This window comes from Hymenobacter montanus, from assembly GCF_014699115.1.
Lineage (GTDB): Bacteria > Bacteroidota > Bacteroidia > Cytophagales > Hymenobacteraceae > Hymenobacter > Hymenobacter montanus.
The window spans coordinates 97670-115541 of the sequence record NZ_JACXAD010000015.1; the positions used below are offsets into that span (position 1 = coordinate 97670).

16 protein-coding genes are annotated in these 17872 nt (G+C 58.3%); 10 read left to right on the forward strand and 6 right to left on the reverse strand.

From position 1 onward, the window contains the following. The first annotated feature begins 178 nt into the window (after positions 1-178). The 3 genes from IC235_RS14060 to IC235_RS14070 all read left to right on the forward strand — a co-directional run bounded on the left by IC235_RS14060 (position 179) and on the right by IC235_RS14070 (position 2269). A complete protein-coding gene (locus IC235_RS14060; RefSeq protein WP_191005819.1) occupies positions 179-385 on the forward strand; it encodes a hypothetical protein in 207 nt (68 codons plus the stop codon). Positions 386-474: 89 nt separating this feature from the next. Next, on the forward strand, positions 475-1134 hold the full coding sequence (locus IC235_RS14065) for a hypothetical protein (protein WP_191005820.1): 660 nt from the start codon (positions 475-477) through the stop codon (positions 1132-1134). Between the two features lie 340 nt (positions 1135-1474). Beyond that, positions 1475-2269, forward strand: a complete 795-nt coding sequence (locus IC235_RS14070; protein ID WP_191005821.1) for a thymidylate synthase — start codon at positions 1475-1477, stop codon at positions 2267-2269. A gap of 529 nt (positions 2270-2798) precedes the next feature. Here IC235_RS14070 and IC235_RS14075 read toward each other — a convergent pair. The 3 genes from IC235_RS14075 to IC235_RS14085 all read right to left on the reverse strand — a co-directional run bounded on the left by IC235_RS14075 (position 2799) and on the right by IC235_RS14085 (position 5285). Then, a complete protein-coding gene (locus IC235_RS14075; RefSeq protein ID WP_191005822.1) occupies positions 2799-3605 on the reverse strand; it encodes an aminotransferase class IV in 807 nt (268 codons plus the stop codon). Between the two features lie 52 nt (positions 3606-3657). Continuing rightward, positions 3658-4785, reverse strand: coding sequence for a DNA-processing protein DprA (gene dprA, locus IC235_RS14080; protein WP_191005823.1), 1128 nt, complete (start codon positions 4783-4785; stop codon positions 3658-3660). 137 nt (positions 4786-4922) lie between these two features. Continuing rightward, the gene (locus IC235_RS14085) at positions 4923-5285 is read right to left on the reverse strand and encodes a MerR family transcriptional regulator (RefSeq protein ID WP_191005824.1); all 363 of its coding nucleotides are present in this window, start codon (positions 5283-5285) and stop codon (positions 4923-4925) included. A gap of 79 nt (positions 5286-5364) precedes the next feature. Between IC235_RS14085 and alaS the strand changes: the two genes are divergently transcribed. From alaS to IC235_RS22855, 6 genes are all read left to right on the forward strand, one after another. Beyond that, on the forward strand, positions 5365-8046 hold the full coding sequence (gene alaS / locus IC235_RS14090) for an alanine--tRNA ligase (protein WP_191005825.1): 2682 nt from the start codon (positions 5365-5367) through the stop codon (positions 8044-8046). A gap of 393 nt (positions 8047-8439) precedes the next feature. After that, entirely contained in the window at positions 8440-9192 is a 753-nt protein-coding gene (locus tag IC235_RS14095; RefSeq protein WP_191005826.1) for an energy transducer TonB, read from the forward strand. A 36-nt stretch (positions 9193-9228) separates the two neighbouring features. Further along, on the forward strand, positions 9229-10197 hold the full coding sequence (locus IC235_RS14100) for an LIC11966 family surface protein (protein WP_191005827.1): 969 nt from the start codon (positions 9229-9231) through the stop codon (positions 10195-10197). Between the two features lie 83 nt (positions 10198-10280). Beyond that, positions 10281-11744: an Asp-tRNA(Asn)/Glu-tRNA(Gln) amidotransferase subunit GatB gene (gene gatB, locus IC235_RS14105; RefSeq protein ID WP_191005828.1), complete on the forward strand. Its 1464-nt coding sequence runs from the start codon at positions 10281-10283 to the stop codon at positions 11742-11744. A 276-nt stretch (positions 11745-12020) separates the two neighbouring features. Continuing rightward, entirely contained in the window at positions 12021-13154 is a 1134-nt protein-coding gene (locus IC235_RS14110) for a TlpA disulfide reductase family protein (protein WP_191005829.1), read from the forward strand. A gap of 629 nt (positions 13155-13783) precedes the next feature. Next, positions 13784-14077: a DUF6896 domain-containing protein gene (locus tag IC235_RS22855; protein ID WP_394355270.1), complete on the forward strand. Its 294-nt coding sequence runs from the start codon at positions 13784-13786 to the stop codon at positions 14075-14077. Positions 14078-14152: 75 nt separating this feature from the next. Here the strand turns inward: IC235_RS22855 and IC235_RS14115 are convergent, their stop codons facing one another. The 3 genes from IC235_RS14115 to IC235_RS14125 all read right to left on the reverse strand — a co-directional run bounded on the left by IC235_RS14115 (position 14153) and on the right by IC235_RS14125 (position 16237). Beyond that, positions 14153-14875, reverse strand: a complete 723-nt coding sequence (locus tag IC235_RS14115; RefSeq protein WP_191005830.1) for a hypothetical protein — start codon at positions 14873-14875, stop codon at positions 14153-14155. Positions 14876-14924: 49 nt separating this feature from the next. After that, a complete protein-coding gene (locus IC235_RS14120) occupies positions 14925-15443 on the reverse strand; it encodes an acyl-CoA thioesterase (protein WP_191005831.1) in 519 nt (172 codons plus the stop codon). Between the two features lie 134 nt (positions 15444-15577). Continuing rightward, positions 15578-16237: a protein-L-isoaspartate(D-aspartate) O-methyltransferase gene (locus IC235_RS14125; protein WP_191005859.1), complete on the reverse strand. Its 660-nt coding sequence runs from the start codon at positions 16235-16237 to the stop codon at positions 15578-15580. 155 nt (positions 16238-16392) lie between these two features. Between IC235_RS14125 and IC235_RS14130 the strand changes: the two genes are divergently transcribed. Then, positions 16393-17814, forward strand: coding sequence for a sugar transferase (locus IC235_RS14130; RefSeq protein ID WP_223847304.1), 1422 nt, complete (start codon positions 16393-16395; stop codon positions 17812-17814). Positions 17815-17872 lie beyond the last annotated feature (58 nt).

The window sequence follows — 17872 nt, forward strand, 5'->3', positions numbered from 1 at the left end:
GGCGGGCCACCTGCGCAAGCACCGGCCGGAACCGGTGCCAGGCTGGCGGCAAATGGTGAGCAAGTAAGCGAACAAAACAACTACGCCCGGGCTCAGAGTTGAGAGGCCCGCCCGTATATTAGAGCCTGGAAACCCTTCATTTTCGTCTTTTGTTTCTCCCCACCTCATCAAGTACCCCATGAAAAAGACCCTGCTTGCTCTCACCCTGTGTGCTTTTGTCGGCACCAGTGCCTTCGCTCACGACCGCCACGATAAGGACGGCAAAAAAGGCAAGAAAGAAAGCTGTTCCAAAGGAATGGCCGCCGGCGCGTGCTGCGCGAAAAAAGATGCCAAGACTGCGAGCGTAAAGCCCGTCGAGAAAGTCCCGGCTGCGGCAAAGATGTAGAGGCTGGTGGCTTCGTCCCTATAAATATTAAAGCCGCCTTGGAAACAAGGCGGCTTTTTATCACCTGGAAAGAGATACCTACTTCTAAAATGAGCTTTATATCTGCTTTGCAAAGAAGCACATTGTTTCTAATTTTCCTAACTTACTATCGTGCAAATGCACAAGGAGATAAGTGGCACCGGGTTAGTATTGACGATTCGGCAACGGTAGAATTGCCCGGTCGCGTTTTGAAAAAGAAGGCGAAGGAGACGGAGGCATTCTATCATAAGAACGGACAGGCAATATATATTATTGCTTTACAACGAGATGCCTATAATGGTAATCCCATAGAAAGTGAGCTGACAAAATTTTATAACGCGGCGTTGAAAGGGACCATGGATGCTGCTGGAGGAGGTCAAATCACCGAAAAGAAAATCTTCACTGTTGATGATTTTACAGGTGTTGAAGCACAATACATAACACCAAACAGACCAAGTTTGCCCAAGGTCAAATACGTGAGACTATTATTAGCAAATGGGATATTCTATAGTCAGAGCTTTTGGGCTAACTCCGACCAAGACTCAATTCTTACGGAAAGTCGAAAACGCTTTTTCTCGTCTTTCCAAACAGGAGTAAAGAAAACTCTTCCTGTAGATCCCGAAACGCAGACCCTCGCTTATAAACTGGGCTCATTAATGGGAAGTCTCTTGGCTTACGGAGCGATAATCTATGTGCTTGTCGTTGTTATACGCCGGTTATTTAAAGCCTAGATGGTGTGATGAATCTGTGAGCAAATTGAAATAGGCCGCTTTGGTAAGCAACAAGCCAACAAAGGCCAAATAGTTGCCAACCCGATTCCAGCAATCTGCGCACTTATGAAGAATGCAGCTAAAGACGCTAGGAAAGCAAAGCAAACTAATTACGGGAGCAAAAAGCCCCATTCATCGTCGGTGACGTCACTCGGATATGCGCGGCGGGTAGGTCCCATCCCCGCTAATTTCGCACATAACCCCATAACAGGATCTAGAATAGCCAAAAGTAGCGGCTAATTCTGATGCGAGCCCCTTGGGATTACCTTATTTTTACATCGTCACAACGCTCCACGATCCCATGCGCCAATACCACGCCCTGCTCCGCCAGATTCTCGACACCGGCACCGTCAAAACCGACCGTACCGGCACGGGCACGTTGTCCATCTTCGGCCCGCAGATGCGGTTCACCCTGGCCGAGGGCTTCCCGCTCGTCACCACTAAAAAGGTGCATCTGAAGAGCATCATCCACGAATTGCTCTGGTTCCTGAAGGGCGAGACCAACATTGCCTACCTCAAGGAGCACGGCGTAAAGATCTGGGACGAGTGGGCTGACGAGAACGGGGACCTGGGCCCGGTGTACGGGCGGCAGTGGCGCTCCTGGCCCGATGGACACGGCGGCCACATCGACCAAATCAGCCAGGTTATTCAACAGCTTAAAACCCAGCCTGACTCGCGCCGCATCCTGGTTTCGGCCTGGAACGTGGCTGAATTACCGGAAATGAACCTTCAGCCCTGCCACGCCCTGTTCCAGTTCTACGTGGCCGAGGGCAAGCTTTCCTGCCAGCTCTACCAGCGCTCAGCCGACGTGTTTCTGGGGGTGCCGTTCAACATTGCCTCCTACGCGCTGCTTACCCTCATGGTGGCCCAGGTGACGGGCCTGCAGGCCGGCGAATTCATCTGGACCGGCGGCGACACCCACCTTTACAGCAACCACCTGGAGCAAGCGCGCCTGCAGCTGGAGCGTGAGCCGCGGGCCCTGCCGCAAATGCGCATCAACCCTGCGGTGAAAGATATCTTTGGGTTCCAATACGAGGATTTCCAGCTCGAGAACTACGAGCCCTGGCCCGCAATAAAAGCGCCGGTAGCGGTGTAACTTGGGCGGATAAAAAGAGGGCTTTTGACTATCTTCCTGGGTTGCCTGGTCACGGTGTCGCAAGCACAAGGCACGGGAGAGGTCTATGCGGCACCTGGGATGGCTGTGAGAGTGCCAGGGCGGATGCCACCTGCTGCCGCTCGGCAGCGTCCCCAGCCCCCGGCAATCGTCACCACTGCACCAGTAGTTCCGCCCGTGCTGCCGCGTTTTTGGCACCAAACCGACACTGCCAAAATTAGGTCAACGTGGAAGCTGCATCGGTTTGCCAGCTCCCAGTCGAGGTACCCGACTACTACTTTACGAGCTGGCCTGGATGGCCTAATTCACGTACGAATAACGGTAGTGGCTGACGGAACCGTAGGCAGAGCTGAGATCACGCGCCGCGAACTCAGCGGAGAGGGAAGCGATAACCCCTATTCTGCGAGTGGTAGGGCCGATTTGGATGCAGAAGTACTGCGTGTTGTGCGGATGTTGCGTTTTGAGCCAAGCAGTATCGGAACTGATACCGTGACGATAACACAGCGGTTTGTCATGCAGTAAAATTGAAGTCGGGTGGGCCAAATTCGAAGGTGCCCACCTGTGCCAGTACCCGCACGGCTGCCACATTCGCCGTAAAAACCGCGTCCGCATCCAGCAATTCTTCACGCAAAAACAGCCCTTCCCGGCATTCCATCCCCGCGTCTCGGGCGGCCCGGAGCACCTGGGTGCGGCGCACTCCGGCCACGCAGCCGCTGGCCAGTGAGGGCGTAAACAGCACGTTGTTTTTAATCCAGAAAATAGCCGCCGCGCCCGCTTCCGCCACGTGCCCCGCGGCGTCGCAGAGGATGATTTCATCGAGCCCGCGCTGGTGCCGCTCGTGCGCGGCCCGCACGTAGAGCCACGCCTGCGGGCCTTTGCAAAAACTGAGCGGGGAGTGAATAGAATAAGTTTCCAGCGCAAAGTCAGCCTTCGCTACCGGCGAATCATCAGGCACAAAGGGCTCCGCTGTCGCCAACCACTCGCAGGCATCAGTGGGCGGCGTGTAGCGGCCGCCCCCGGCGCGCCAGAGCTGCAAGCGCAGCCGAGCGGCCAGCAGCCCATTAGCCCGAGCCAGGTCAGCCAGGGTAGCCTCCAAAGCCTCCGCAGAAGCCAGCGCCGCGGGCAGGCTCAAGTAAAGCGCCGTAGCCGCCCGTTGCATGCGAACCACATGGTCGGCCACGAATCGGACGCGCCCATCTATAAAAATAAAGGTCTCAAAAAAACCATCCCTAAAAGCCAGCCCCCGGTTGGGCAGGGCAACGCGAAATAAATCCGCCCCCAATAGCTCACCATTAAATACTAGTTGCTTCTGCCTCATCGCGCCGTCCACAAAATCCGTGAAATCCGAAAAATCCGCATGAATCCGTGGTTCAGATTAACAGAAACTTCTTGCCGGGCAGGGCCCGCACCACGCCCCGAAACTCCAGCCCCAGCAGCAGGGAGGCCACGGCGTGAATGGGCAGCTGCGCTTTCCAGGCCAACTCGTCCATGTGCAGTTCGCGCCCCGGTGCACCCGCCAACAGCGTTATGAGGGCAAACTCATCGGCCGAAAAATCATCGGCAGAGTAGGAGGGAGCGGGCTTAAACTTGCCCGCCTGGTGCAGGGCCGCGTCCCAGTTGAGCAGTTCTTCCAGGTCGCGGGGCTCGGCGTAGAGGGCTGCTTTGTTGTTTTTGATGAGGGCGTTACAGCCTTCGGAGGCCACGGAGTCGAGGTTGCCCGGTACGGCCAGCACGTCGCGGTCGTAGCTCAGGGCCAGCTCAGCGGTTATCAGGGCCCCGCCTTTGCGGGCGGCTTCGACTACCACCGTGCCATCGGCCAGGCCCGCAATGATGCGGTTGCGGGCCGGGAAGTTATAGCGGTCGGGCGGGGTGCCGAAGGCGAATTCAGTGAGCAGGCCCCCTTGCTCGCGCATCTTTTCGGCCGTTTTGCGGTGGGCGGCCGGGTAGATGATGTCGAGGCCGGTGGCCATGACGCCCACGGTGGCCAGCCCTTCCTGCAAGGCCGCGCGGTGGGCCAGGATGTCGATACCGTACGCCAAGCCGCTGATGACCAAGGGGTGGTGTGGCAACAGTCCTTTAATGATGCGTTCGGTTTGCGCCCGGCCGTAGTCGGTGGCCTGGCGGGTGCCCACCAGGGCCACGGCTTTGGGGGCGTTCAGGTCGGCCGTGCCCTGGTAATAAAGAATGGCCGGAGCGTCGGGAATCAGCTTGAGCCGGCGGGGAAAGCGCTTGCTGGTGTAAAAAAGGATTTCTATGCCCTCCTTCTCGGCCTTCTTCAGGCCCGCCTCGGCTTTGCGCAGGGCAGTTTCGCGGTCGGGGCCGGTGAGAATCTTGATGGTGGCGTCGCCCACGCCGGGGATGCGGCGCAGCTTGCCCGGTGGCATCGTGAGCACCGTTTTGGCGGCCCCGCTGTAGCTCATCAGCTGGCGCGTGAGCTGCGGGCCGATGCCGGGTAGGAGGGTAAGGGCGAGTTCGTGGAAAAGGGCGTCGTCGTTCATCGGGGAACCACCCTTTTGGTTGAATTAAAAATTAAAAATGGAGAATTAAAAATGGCCCGCCGGAGGAAGGTCATTCCGTATTCAATTTCAGCTATAGCCCTCATTTTTAATTTTTTATTTTTTAATTCACCTATGGTTTACTCCGGGTCGGCCTTGCCGGCGGCTTCCACTTCTTTCCGCAGCTGCAGCAGAAACGCCCGCACTTTTTCCAGGCTCTGCACCACGTCAATCTTTTCCTTGAGCTGCGGACCCTTTTGCTTGAGCATGTCGCGGGCGCCGGGGATGGTGTAGCCGCGCTCCTTCACCAGGTGGTAGATGGTGCGGAAAACCTCGATGTCCTGCGGGGTGTAGAGGCGGTTGCCTTTCTTGCTGCGGCGGGGGCGCAATTCATCGAATTCGGTTTCCCAGAAGCGAACCAGCGACTCAGCCACCTTGAACTGGGCGGCCACTTCGCCAATGGTGAAGTACTGTTTCTCAATGCTGCGCTCTTTGTAGGGCATATGGCTACCTTTGCAATTCCTCCGAAAAGTACCTAAAAAACCGCAGCCGTCGCCATTTCACTGGCATGGCCCTCCCAATATGTCGCTTCCTACCGCTTCGCACGTCCGCCAGCAATTCCTCGATTTCTTCGCTTCCAAAGGCCACCACATCGTGCCCTCGGCCCCAATTGTGGTGAAAGACGACCCCACGCTGCTGTTTATCAACAGCGGCATGGCCCCGTTTAAGGACTATTTCCTGGGCAACAAGCCCGCGCCCTACAAGCGCATTGCCGACACTCAGAAGTGCCTGCGGGTGAGCGGCAAGCACAACGACTTGGAAGAAGTAGGCTACGATACCTACCACCACACCATGTTCGAGATGCTCGGCAACTGGTCGTTTGGCGACTACTTCAAGCAGGATGCCATTGCCTGGGCCTGGGAGCTGCTTACCGAAGTATTCAAGCTCGACAAAGACCGGCTCTACGTCACGTATTTCGAGGGCGACGCCGGCGACAACCTCGGCGCCGACACCGAGACCCAGCACCTGTGGCGCCAGTATACGACCGACGACCGCATCCTGCCCGGCAACAAGAAGGACAACTTCTGGGAGATGGGCGACACCGGTCCCTGCGGTCCCTGCACCGAAATCCACATCGACCTGCGCTCCGACGAGGAGCGGGCCCAAAAGTCCGGCCGCGAGCTGGTGAACGCCGATCACCCCCAGGTGGTGGAAGTCTGGAACAACGTCTTCATGGAGTTCCAGCGCCTGGCCGATAAAAGCCTGGTGAAGCTGCCGGCCCAGCACGTCGACACGGGCATGGGCTTCGAGCGTCTGATGATGGCGGTATCGGGTGTGAAGTCGAACTACGACACCGACGTCTTTCAGCCGCTCATCCAGTTCATCGCGAAGGAAGTGGGGGTGGAGTATCATGGCACCGCGCCCGCCACGGTGAATGACCAGCCGGCCACCGAAAACGAGAAAACCGACATTGCCATCCGGGTTATTGCCGACCACATCCGCACCATTGCCTTCGCCATTGCCGACGGTCAGTTGCCGAGCAACGTGAAGGCCGGCTACGTCATCCGCCGCATCCTGCGCCGTGCCGTGCGGTACGCGTTTTCGTCGCTCAACCAGAAGCAGCCGTTCCTGTTCAAGCTGGTACCGGTGCTGGCCGACCAGATGGCCGGCATTTTCCCGGAGCTGAAGCAGCAAACGGCCTTTGTGCAGCGCGTAATAGAAGAGGAGGAAATTGCCTTTCTGAAGACGCTAGAAACCGGCCTGCGCCGCCTGGATGCGTTGGAAGAAAGCGCCCGCGCCAATGGCAACCGCATCGACGGCAAAACGGCCTTCGAGCTATCCGATACCTTCGGCTTCCCGCTCGACCTCACGGCCCTGATTGCCCGCGAAAAGGGCCTAACCGTGGATGAGGAGGGGTTCCAGCGGGAGCTGGCGCAGCAAAAGAACCGCAGCCGCAACGCTCAGGAAACTGAGCAGTCGGACTGGACCATCGTGGCCGATACCGATGAGCAGCCTGCCTTCGTGGGCTACGATCTGGAGGCCGCGCCCGCCCGCATCCTGCGCTACCGCAAAACCACCGCCAAGGGCAAAACCGAATACCAGGTCGTACTCGACCAAACCGCGTTTTACGCCGAAAGCGGCGGCCAGGTCGGCGATACCGGTTACCTGGAAAGCGACTTTGCCAAGGTGCGCGTGATTGACACCAAGCGCGAAAACGACCTGATCGTGCACACCGTACTGGACTTGCCGGAGGACCTGACCGGCGAGTTCATGGCCCGGCCCGACGTGGCCCGCCGCACCCAGATTCGCCAGAACCACTCGGCCACGCACTTGCTGCAAGCGGCCCTGCGCGAAGTACTGGGCAGCCACGTGCAGCAGAAAGGCTCCCTGGTGAACGACAAGCTACTGCGCTTCGACTTCTCGCACTTCACCAAGGTGACGGACGATCAGCTGCGCCAGATTGAGCGCATCGTGAACGAGCGCATCCGTCAGCAGATTCCGCTCGACGAGCGCCGCAACGTGCCCATCGCCGAGGCTAAAAGCCTGGGTGCCATGGCGCTGTTCGGCGAAAAGTACGGCGAATTCGTGCGGGTCATCACCTTCGACAAAGACTTCTCGGTAGAACTGTGCGGGGGGCTGCACGTGCCTAATACGGGCCGCATCGGTTACCTCAAAATCACGGCGGAAAGCGCCGTGGGGGCCGGGGTGCGCCGCATCGAGGCCGTGACGGGCGTCAGCGCCGAAGCCTACGTCGACCAGCAGCTCGACTTGCTAGCTCAGGTGCGCGAAACGCTCGGCAACCCCCAGCACCTCATTCCCAGCCTTGAGAAGCTGAGTGAGGAAACCGCCGCGCTGCGCAAGCAAATCGAGCAGTTCGAGCAGCAAAGCATCAACCAGCAGAAGGAACAGCTGGTCGGCCAGGTGCAAGAGCTGAGCGGGGTGAATTTCCTGGCGACTCAGGTGCAGGCCGGCAGCGCCGACGCGCTCAAGACGCTGGCCTTCAACCTGCGGCAGGCCGTGCCCAACCTGGTCGCCGTGCTGGGCGCCGCCATCGACGGCAAGCCGCAGTTGGCCGTGATGCTGGACGACGAAATTGCCAAAGCCGGCAAGCTGAACGCCAGCACGCTGGTGCGCGAGCTGGCCAAAGAGATTCAGGGCGGCGGTGGCGGCCAGCCGTTCTTTGCCACGGCCGGCGGCAAGAACGTAGCCGGGCTGGGCGCCGCGATTGCCAAGGCGCAGGAAGTCGTGAGCAAGTCCTTGTAGGCTGCGGTGGGGCCTCACCCCCCCGCCCCCTCTCCGGGGGAGAGGGGGAGCCAGCCGACGAAACGGCGCTGGTCTTGATACTTATTCTATGGCTTTGCGCTTGCCGTAGTAAGTACCAGGATTAGCGCCGTTTTTCGGTGTGTACCTGATGTCTGGCTAGCAAAATCCCTAGTACCCCTAGTAGCTGAACTGTTTGCAGGAATTCTATCCTTATTCCTACCGTCTGGCACCCCTCTCCTGAGGAGAGGGGCCGGGGGTGAGGTGCCCCGGCCGCGCCGTATGCTACAGACCTAGAAACTGAAGGCTAATGATAGGGTGAGTTTATACCTATGCGTTTTCGGCCAGTTATTTAACTTTTGTTATTTAATTTGCGAATATTTTAAGTGTTTCAGGATGCGCTTTTATACATTGGTTGCAGGTGCTTGCCTCTTTGCCGCGGAGGCGTCAGCACAGCAGGGCATTACCCCGATAAAAAAGGAGTTCTTAGATGCTTCGTTTCATGTGCTGCCGGACGCTGTTGGGGCCTACTACCGTCGTGAAATCGAGCAGCTGGATTCGATAAAAGGCATTGAGCGCACCTATTTTATTGACGGCCGGCGCCGGAGTGTGTGCGAAGTCGAACTACGAAAGTCGCCAATCTGCCATGGCATTTCGGAGAGCTGGCACGACAATGGGCAACTCAGTGAGCACACAGAATTTGACCACGGCAAGCGCGTGGGCGAACTGCGGCAGTATTATGAGAATGGCCAACTAAAAAGGCGGGCCAGTTACACGGCACCCTTCACATCGACCGGCGAATGTTTTTCGAAAGATGGCCAGCCCGTGCCTTTCTTCGAATACGAGCAGATGCCGGTATATCCGGATGGCGACGGCAGCAAACAGGCTATTGTAGCGGCAATACAGCAGAGAGTAAAATATCCGATGGACGCTCTCGTCGCGAAAAAATCGGGCCGGGTGCTAGTCAGCTTCAACGTAACCCGTAAAGGAAAGGTAGCGGATATCAAAGTTGTGCAGGGCGTTTTCCCGTCCCTTGATCGAGCCGTGGTGCAGGCGCTACAGAAACTGAAGCCCTTCAAGCCAGGCCAAGTGGATGGAAAGCCAGTAGTAGTTGGCTTCGCTGTGCCCGTCTCATTTGCCATTGAATAAGGCTTCATTTTTCGTTTTTCAAAACCAACATTGCCTATGCGCTTTTTTACGCAATTCGCGATCACCGGCCTGCTGGTCGTAGCCGGTTTCTCGGCTTCGGCCCAGACCTTCAGCGACCCGGTTTCTTACAATAACGCCATCGTAAACGAGCAGATCGATTTGCTCAAGAAGAACCTGCGCTACATCAGCAAGGCCGCGCACAGTGAGAACGACCGCAAAATCGAAAACCGCCGCCTGGAGGTGGTGGAGCAGAATAAAGTAGCCATCGCCAAGCTGCAACACATGCCTGCCTACAAAGGCAACAACGAGCTGCGGGCCACAGCCCTCACAGCGTTCAAAACCATGCTGCAAGTGTATTCGGCCGACTACAAGCAGGTGAACTCGCTGGCCACCACCCGCACCCAAAGCTTCGAAGCCATGCAGCAGTATTTTGACGCGCAGGAAGTGGCGGGCCAAAAACTGGCCGTGGTCGACGATAGCGTCAACGCCGCTCAGAAGCGCTTCGCCAAGCAGTTCGGCCTGGGCCTCGAAGCCAGCAAGGAATCGGCCCGGCTGGCGGAATACACGCGGCAGGTGTCAGCCGTGAACCACTACCAGCACCAGGTTTTTTTACCCTATTTCCGGGTGCAGAAGGCCAGCGCCCAGCTCACCGACGCCCTGAATGCGCAGGATGCCGCCGCGTTTGAAGCTGCCCGCGTGCTGCTGGCCGCCGCGGCCGAGAAGTCGGCCGCCGAGCTGTCGGCCGTGTCGGCGTTTCGGGGCAAAGACGTGGCGTACCGCAACGCGGCCCGCGATGTGGCCAACCTGTACGTGGTGATGTGCACCAACCAGTTTGTCAAGATCGCGGAGCTGCTCAAGCAAAAAGACCACCTCACCAAAGCCGATGCCCAGGCCATCAACGGTAACATCAACGCTTACAACACGCAAAACCAGAAGTTCAACGAGGCCTACAACCGCACCTCGGCCGCCTTTATGGATACCTACGTGCCGGTGATGAACGACTGAGCTACCACCGACGCCGGAGGGGGCGTCCGCTCCTCGCGGGCCGTTCCGTTACCTTTGGGGCTCAATCCAGCCTTGCTTTTGATATGGACGAAGCCACCCTTGCCAACTACCAGCCCGTCATCGGCCTCGAAGTACACGCCCAGCTGCTCACGCACAGCAAGATGTACTCGGCCGACGAGAACGAGTACGGCGTAGCGCCCAACACCAACTTGTCGGTCATCACCCTCGGCCACCCCGGCACCTTGCCCAAGGTGAACCGCACGGCCGTGGAGTTTGCCATGAAAATGGGCCTGGCCACCAACTGCCAGATTCGGCGCGACAATCTGTTCGCGCGCAAAAACTACTTTTACCCCGACCTGCCCAAGGGTTACCAGATAACCCAGGACAAAACCCCGATTTGCCACGACGGCCACGTCGACATCCGCCTCAGCGATGGCGCGGTGAAGCGAATCGGCGTTACCCGCATTCACCTGGAGGAAGACGCAGGCAAGAGCATGCACCTGGCCGGCGAAACCGAAACCCTCGTCGACCTGAACCGGGCCGGGGTGCCGTTGATTGAGATTGTAAGCGAGCCCGACATCCGGACCGGCGAGGAGGCCTACGCCTACCTGATTGAAATCAAGAAGCTGGTGGAGTACCTGGGCATCTGCGACGGCAACATGGAAGAAGGCTCGTTGCGCTGCGACGCCAACATCTCGGTGATGCGGAAAGGAGCCGACAAATTCGGCATGAAGGTGGAGGTCAAGAACATGAACTCCTTCCGCAACGTGCAGCGGGCCATTGCCTACGAGATTGAGCGGCAGGTTGCCATCCTCGAAGCCGGCGGGGAAGTAGACAGCGAAACCCGGGGCTTCGACGCGGCCAGCGGCACCACCAACGGCCAGCGCAGCAAGGAAACCCTCAACGACTACCGTTACTTCCCCGAGCCGGATTTGCCGCCGCTGGTCATTTCCGACGAGTGGCTGCACCGGGTGGCCACCGAGCTGCCCCCGCTGCCGCAGCAGCTGTACGCGCGCTTCGTGGGCGAGCTGGGCCTGAGCGACTACGACGCCTCGGTGCTGATCGACCAGAAGGAGGTGGCCTTGTTCTTCGACGAGCTGGCCCGCCTCACGCCCAACGCCAAGGCCGCCGCCAACTGGGTGATGGGCCCGGTGAAGTCTTACCTCAACGAGCGGGCCCTGACCGTGGCCGATTTCCCGCTCGACCCGGCCCAGCTGGCCGGTATCATTGAGCTGATCGACGCGGGCAAGCTGAACTACTCAGTGGCGTCGAAGCAGCTGTTCCCGTACCTGCTCGACCACCCCCAGGCCAACGCCACGGGCGCGGCCCAGAACTTAGGCCTGCTCACCCAGGCCGACACCGGCGAGCTGGCCGGCCTGGTGCAGCAGGTGTTGGCCGCCAACCCGGCCAAAGTAGCCGAGTACCGCGCCGGTAAAAAGTCGCTCACCGGCATGTTCATGGGCGAGCTGATGAAGCTGACCGGCGGCAAAGCCGACCCCAAGCTGGCCAACCAGCTACTGCGTACCGCGCTCGACGGCAACGAGTAGTGAGGAGGAATAATGAACAATGGCCGCGCCGAAGTGTGTTAGAGCTTTGCGCCGGGCGCCCCGTGCAGGCTCATGATGGGACACTAATAGCCGTTTTGGAGGTATAGCACCTAATTGTCTGGCTCCCCTCTCCTGTGGAGAGGGGCCGGGGGTGAGGTTGCTGCGGCTGGGCCCAGTACCTCGATTCTGAAACTACTCTAGGCCCCTTGGTAAGTTCTTGATTATAATTGCTCATTATTAATCACTCATTGATTAATGCTTCCCACTACCATTATGATGAAATCTGTTCTTCTGGCTGCCACGGTGTTGGGCCTGACCAATGCCTGCCAAAACGTGGCTGCGGCGGATGGCTACGAAATCTCAGGCCAGCTAAAAAACGCGCCCGCCGGTACCGTGCTGCACCTCTCAGAGCTGGTTTCCAATCAGTTCGTGGAGAAAAGCCAGGCTAAAACGGATGACGCGGGTCGTTTTACGATTAAGGGGGCCAGCGCCACGCCCGGCATCTTTCAGCTGAAACTCGACGAGCCTAACCAGGTGCTGCTGCTGCTCGACAACAAAACCCGGGTGCAGCTCAATGGCGACGCCAAGAGCCTGCCCACCACGTACCAGGTGAAAGGCAACAAGGACGCGGAAGTTCTGCGCCAGCTCATCCAAGTGATGCACGGCACCAAGACCGAGCTCGAAAGCCTCGGCCAACGCTACAACGCCGCGGGCCAGGCGGGCAAGGCCGATGAGCTCAAGGTCCTTGAGCAGCAGTACCGGGTGCTTCAGAGTAGCAACACCAACAAAGTAAAGGGCCTGATCCGGCGCAACGCAACGGCCGTGGTAAGCGGCTTTGCCGTAGGAGCGTTCCTGAGCCCGGAGGACGAGTTTCAATTCGTCGATTCCGTCGCGGCGGTGCAGCGCAAAGCCAACCCCACTTCGCCTTTTACCAAAGAGCTCGCCGCCCGCCTGGAGCCCTTGCGCACGACGGCCCCCGGGGTGCTGGCTCCGGAAATTAATCTGCCCACCCCCGAGGGAGGTACCTTGGCGCTGAGCAGCCTACGGGGCAAGTACGTGCTGCTCGATTTCTGGGCGTCGTGGTGCGGCCCCTGTCGGCAGGAGAACCCCAACGTCGTGCGGGCTTACAATCAGTTCAAGGACCGGGGCAAAGGCTTTACCATCTACTCGGTATCGCTCGACCAGGACAAAGCCAAGTGGCAGAAAGCCATTGCCGCCGATGGCCTCACCTGGCACCACGTGTCGGACCTCGCCGGCTGGAACAGCGTAGGAGGCGCAGCCTACGGCGTGAAATCCATTCCGCAATCCTTTTTGATTGACCCCCAGGGAAAGATTGTCGCTAAAAATCTGCGCGGCGAAGCGCTCGCCGCTAAGCTGGAAGAAGTATTAGGCAAAGGAGCCGGCAAGTAATCGCTTAGCTTAACGAGCCCAGCCCGAGGCGATATAACCTTTTGTAGTGGCACCACGAATTGCCGGTCAGGCTTAGTGGTGCTACTGCAAAAGGTTAAATATTTGGCGGTGGTCTAAAATGGGGTGGTGCCACGACGGCAAGTCGTGGCACCACTAGTCGTTCGGGCCGTTGTGCAAGCTAGTAGTGGTACCACGAAGCCCTGTGGGCAATTCGTGGCACCACCCTACGTTAGACCACCGCCTAATTTTTTATACGCAGTTAAAAGTCAGTTAAATCAGACCGGAGGATTCAAGCAATAGAATAGGCGAAAAGCAGCTGGAAGTGCGTCCAAGGAGATGCCGATTCTTATTCCGGCATTTGAAATAATTTAATCTATAGTAAAAGTTAGTACTTTAATCAGCCTTTCGGGTCTGTGAGCGGATATATACTGTACATTGCTCACTACGACAGGCGATAAATCAGTAGTTTTATGATGATCCCGGAGGAGATAGCAAACAGGCTACTGATGGCAATGGAGGCTTACAAGTCTATCAGTGAGCAACTTATTGATAAGCTAATTTCGGAAACGGACTAGCCTGAAAAAGAGAAGATTAAGAAGGGTCATTATTATGAAATCCAAAATGCTGACCTGCTAAATGGAAATGAATTCCTATCAGATAATTGGTGGTTTGACGTTCACGGAGAACACTGCCTGTTTAGGAATGCGATAACCGGACAAAGCGTCGAGGTTTCGCTTGGAAATAAAGAAAGTATCGGGAATCTTGACCCATATTTTTTTCATCACTTCCTGCAGACAACTAATGATTTGAGTTATTTAGTCAGATATTTTGAAAATTCATTTTCTGATGTGCTGAATTTTTTCGAAGCAATGGAAAGGCAGAAGAAAATGGTGCAAGTAGCTGGTGTGTATAGAAAAGTGTGAATTCTAACGAAGAGAGGCCCTAAATTCCCAATGGAGTTCGGGGCCTCTCTTCGTTTTAATCGACTGTTTACTCGACTACTCGGTTGGGTTAAACATGCGTTGCAAGCCAAGCCAAAGCCGTTTTTTAAGGCTCACATCGTACTCTACCAAATCTACGGTGGCCGAGGCCAGGTAGGAGAGGCTCAAGCTGGGAAACAGCACGGGCTCGTAGATCTGGGTATTGCGAATGGTAACGTCAAGCAGGTTTTTGCCGAAGGCAATGACGCGGGTGGCCGCCAACTCCCGGCGCAGGTTAACCAAGGCTACCGGCAATTCGGATTCCACATTCACGAGTACAACGTCGGCCATTACCAGACCCAACGCTTGCAGCATCTTGTTCAGAAATACGTTGCGGTGCAGCTTCAGGAACTGCTCGTGCGGTAGGCGGAACAACAGCACCAGGCCCTGCGCGTTGCTGCCCAGGGTGGTAAACTGCGTCAGCATCACGGGTGGCACGGCCGGCTCGGTGGGAGTAACTGGGCTGGGCGCGATTGCGGGCTTATTCGCCGGAGCCGCGCCCGGCGCATTGGCGGCTGGGAAGCTGCCGGCATCAGGAGGTAGGTGCATAGTGGGGGCGGGCGCCGCTGGAGCCGGCGCTGGCTGAAGGTGGCCGGGCGGGGTCGGCTGCGAAGGCGTAGCGGCCGGTCCTTCGGCCGGCGCCAGGCTCGATGCGGGGGGGCTGACGGAGGGCTCGGCCGGAACGTAGAGCGTTACGTCGGTGTAGAAATTCTGCAGAAAAGCCAGCTTTCCGGAGGACATGGCAAATCAGGTTTACGGGTAAACGACAAAGAACCGGCCGGGGGCGGTGCTATTCCAAGGCAAAAATGGCCTTCAGCTCCTGGGCTTCGGTGGGCTTCATGCGTCCGGCCAACACGAGGCGCAGTTGGCGTCGGCGCAGGGCGCCCTCGTAGAGTCGGATTTCTTCTTCGGTTTCCGGCACCGCCTCCGGCACGTCGATGGGGCGCCCCGCCTGGTCCACGGCCACGAACGTAAAGAAAGCCTCGTTGGTCTTCATCTTGGTGCCGCTGGGAATGTCTTCGGCCCACACATCGATGTGAACTTCCATGCTGGAGTTGAACGCCCGCGTTACCTGGGCTTGCAGCGTCACCACGTTGCCCAGCCGGATGGAGTCGCGAAATGACACGTTGTCGACCGAGGCCGTGACCACGATGCGGTTGGAGTGCTTCTGGGCCGAAATGGCGGCCGCGATGTCCATGAGGTGCATCATACGGCCGCCCATGAGGTTGTTCAGGGTATTGGTGTCGTTAGGCAGCACCAGCTCGGTCATGATGACGAAAGACTCGGCGACGGATTTTTGCTTGCGCATGAGCGAAGAAAGAAGGTAAAGAAAAAGCGGCCCCAGCCAGAGACCGTGGGCCCAGCCCAAAGGTACGATCCGATAGAGGGTAGCTCTGCCCCGTAGGGATGCCGAATCTCCTAAAAAAGTGGCGCTCGGGGGCGCTAGCGCCAGCCGCTGGCGCCTAGCAGGGGCACAAAGCGGAAGTTCTCGAACTCTTCGCGTACGAAGCTTTCCGGGCCCTCGCGGGTTACGCGCACCATGCGCTGAGTTTGATTATCGCCCACCGGAATCACCAGCCGGCCCCCCACGCGCAGCTGCCGCAACAGGGCCGGCGGCAAACCCGGGGCGCCGGCCGTAACCAGGATGCCATCGAAAGGTGCCCGGTCGGGCAGGCCCAGCGAGCCGTCGCCGCAGTGCAGCGTGGCCCCGCCGGCGCCGAGACCGGCCAGCAACAGCCGGGTGCGGGCAAACAGCACCTCATTAAACTCAATGCTGCTGACGTGGGGGGTGAGGTGCAGCAGCACGGCGCACTGATAGCCCGAACCAGTTCCAACTTCCAGCACCCGGTCGTGCGGCTGCACGCCCAGCAGTTGGGTTTGGTAGGCCACCGTGTAGGGCTGCGAGATGGTTTGCCCCTCACCGATGGGAAACGCCTTGTCCTGATACGCGTGGGCCTCGAAAGCCGGCTCGAAAAACAAGTGACGCGGCACGGCCGCCAGGGCCGCCAGCACCCGTTCGTCGTGAATGCCGCGCTGGCGCAGCTCCCGAACGAGGGCCCGTCTTCGGCCTTGGTGGCGGTATGTGTCCTGGAGCGTTGGAATAGCGAATGAGGCGATTGAGGGCGAAAAAAAGGTGGCTGGGCCGGTCTTAGCCCGGTGGTCGGGAAAACAAAGCCTAGCAACTAGCTATAGGGACTACCTTTGCCGGGCTTGATGCCCTTTTATCGAGCCGCGAAAATACCACTTATCCTGTCGTTTTGCAGCTAATTCGCCGCTTTCAATATGTTAAGCTAATTGCCGCCGATTTTGGAGCGGCTCTGCTCGCGTGGGTGTGTTTCTTCCTCGTTCGCAAATATTTGCTCGATGAACTGACGGGGTATCAATTCACCGAAAGCGCCCTGCTGGGCCTCGCTGGCTCAGCCGTCTTCATCGCCGTATTCTGGATTGTGCTGTACAGCTTGGTGGGCGAATACCGCGACATTTACCGCAAGTCGCGGCTGGCCGAAATCATCCGGTTGGCGCAGGTTTCGGGGCTCGGGGCCGTGTTCATCTTCTTTACCCTGCTGCTCGACGACCAAGGCGTGGTGAACTACCGCGCCTACTATAAAACCTTTACGGCCTACTACCTGCTGCACTTTTTCATTACGGCAGTGTTGCGCACCTGGGCGGTGGGCAGCGTGCAGCGCCAAGTGCGCCGGGGTCGCATCTCGTTCCCCACGCTCCTGATAGGGTCCAATAGCTTAGCCTTGAACACCATGCGTGATCTGGCGCGAACCAGCCGTAACCTGGGGATGCGGCTGGTAGGCTTTACGCCCGTGGGCGATACCATCGACCCCGAGCTGGCGGCCGAGCTACCGGTTCAGGGCTCGTACGAGCGCCTGCCAGCCTTGGTCCAGGCCCTGAACATCGAGGAAATCGTCATTGCCATCGAGCCCAGCGAGCACCGCCTCATTCAAAACATTTTGGCCTTGCTGGAGGGCACCCCCGCCCGGGTGAGCGTCCTGCCGGACCTGTACCAGATGCTGCTCGGCTCGGTAAAAGTCAACCATCTGTTCGGGACGCCGCTTATCGAAATCAAGCAGGACCTGCTGCCGGTGTGGCAGGCGGTGCTCAAGCGCATCATCGACGTGGTCGGCTCGGCGCTGTTTCTGCTGTTAGCCAGCTGGGTGTACGCCTTCACGGCCGTTATGGTCAAGCTCTCGTCGCCCGGGCCCGTCTTTTACCGGCAAGAGCGCATTGGCAAGAATGGCCAGCCTTTCAACATCATCAAGTTTCGGTCGATGTTTCTGGATGCCGAAAAGATGGGCCCCGCGCTGAGTTCCGACCACGACCCGCGCATCACCAAGTGGGGCCGGTTTATGCGCAAAGTGCGGCTCGATGAGCTGCCCCAGTTCTGGAACGTGCTCAAAGGCGAGATGAGCATCGTCGGTCCCCGCCCAGAGCGGCAGTTCTTCATCGACCAGATCATGCTGATTGCCCCCCACTACCGCCACCTGCACCGGGTGCGGCCAGGCCTCACCTCGCTGGGCCAGGTGAAATACGGCTACGCCGAAACCGTTGCCCAAATGGTGGAGCGGCTCAAGTTCGACATTCTGTACATCGAGAACATGAGCCTGGGCATGGATTTCCGGGTGCTGCTGTACACCCTGAAAATCATCATCCAAGGCCGGGGCAAGTAGGGGGTGCCATCGCGGCGGTGCATTAAACGGGCCGTAACCCCAAGGGTACCCTAACGGC